At 68.9% G+C, this 1813-nt stretch carries 1 protein-coding gene and 1 pseudogene; both read left to right on the forward strand.

Translation table 11 applies throughout. From position 1 onward, the window contains the following. The first annotated feature begins 140 nt into the window (after nt 1-140). A protein-coding gene (locus tag ACIGXM_RS37335) for an IS3 family transposase (protein WP_396568576.1) occupies nt 141-1354 on the forward strand; the annotation gives its coding sequence in 2 pieces (ribosomal slippage) (nt 141-450 and nt 450-1354; 1215 coding nt in all). Between the two features lie 221 nt (nt 1355-1575). After that, nucleotides 1576-1813, forward strand: a pseudogene (locus tag ACIGXM_RS37340) (hypothetical protein); the annotation flags it as partial.

Below are 1813 nucleotides of genomic sequence, written 5' to 3' on the forward strand. Positions count from 1 at the left end.
ACCGCAGCCCCATCGTCTACGAGAAAGCGCTCGCAACATCAACTACGCTTGCACAAGCCGCATAGCCCCGTGTCCAACATCCGGGGTCAGGGCCCCCCGGACACTGGATCACGGAGATCCAGAGGAAGAGGAGTCCCCCCGTGGTGATGAAGGTGTACTCGCCGGAGTTCAAGGCGGACGCCGTGGCGCTGTACCTGTCGGAGCCGGGACGCACGATCCGCTCCGTCGCCGATGATCTCGGGGTCAACCACGAGACCCTACGGAACTGGATCAACGCCCACCGGGCCCGGCAGCGGGAGGGCACCGAGAGCGTTCGGGCTGCCGGTTCGGGCACCCCGGTAGGCTCCGACACCGTGTTGGAGCAAGAGAACAAGCAGCTCAGGGCCCGGATACGGGAGCTTGAGCTGGAGCGGGACATCCTGCGCCGGGCGGCGAAGTATTTCGCCGGAGAGACGAACTGGTGATGAGTCGCTTCCAGTTCGTTGAGGACCATCGAGACGCCTTCGGGGTGAAGCGGCTGTGCCGGGTGCTGGAGGTTTCCCGGTCCGGGTTCTACCGGTGGCTGGCCGCCGCGCCGGCCCGTGAGGCCCGCCAGCGGGCCGATGACGAGCTCGCCGATCGGATCCGCGCGATCCACGCCGAGACGGACGGCACCTACGGCAGCCCGCGGGTGACCGCCGAGCTGCGACATGCCGGGCGCCGGGTCAACCGCAAGCGCGTCGAGCGGGTGATGCGCGAGCGGGGCATCGTCGGCGTGCACCTGCGTAAGAAGGTCCGCACCACCGTCCCCGAACCCTCGGCGGTGCCGGTGCCGGACCTGCTCAAGCGCGACTTCACCGCGCCGGCGCCGGACACCCGCTACGTCGGCGACATCACCTACCTCCCGGTCGGTGACGGCGAATTCCTTTATCTGGCGACGGTGTTGGACCTGTGTTCCAAGCGCCTGGTGGGCTGGTCGATCGCAGATCACATGCGGACCGAGCTGGTCACGGACGCGCTCAAGGCGGCGGCCGCGGCCCGGGGTGGGAGCCTGCAGGGCGCGGTTTTCCACAGCGACAACGGGTCCCAGTACGTGTCCAAGAAATTCGCCGACGTCTGCAAGGAGTTGAGCGTGACCCGGAGTCGCGGCGCGGTCGGCACGAGTGCGGACAACGCCGCCGCCGAGGCGTTCAACGCCACGCTGAAACGGGAGACCCTTCAAGGCGCGAAGCGCTGGCCCGGAGCCCGCGCCGCCCGCCTGGCGGTCTTCCGCTGGATCACCCGCTACAACACCCGCAGGAGGCACTCCGCGCTGAACTACCTCAGCCCGATCGAGTTCGAACAACAATCAGTTACGCTGGCTCTCACCGCATAGCACTGGTGTCCACACCTCGGGGGGAGCCCCCAGCGGCCGGTGCCGGGGTCTCGCCGCGTTGGGCGGCCGGATCAGGGCTCGTACCGTGGTGACCTGGGTGAACGGGGTTTCATGCGGAGCCCGGGGGAAGCGGGACCGGTGCGGCGTACCAGCGACAGGCGGATGGACAGGGCTCTCAGGCGTGTCCGACACTGCGCCGGCAGAGGCGTGAGGGGGTTGTTGTGTCCGAGATAGAGATGATCGTGGGCCAGGTCGTGCCAGTGATCAGCACGGCGGTCGGGGCGTACGGGGCGGCGGTGCTCACCCGGGCACAGGACGCGGCGGCGGACGCCACGGTAGGCCTGGGCCAGCGGGTACTGGCCATGATTCTGCACCGCGCCGCGCAGCCCGAACCGCTGGAAGCGGCCATTGCCCTCCTTGCCACCGCAGATGGGGAGGACCCGGACGCGGTGGCGGCCT

Origin of the sequence: Kitasatospora sp. NPDC052896 (genome assembly GCF_044547075.1) — a bacterium.
In the GTDB taxonomy this organism is placed as follows: Bacteria; Actinomycetota; Actinomycetes; order Streptomycetales; family Streptomycetaceae; genus Kitasatospora.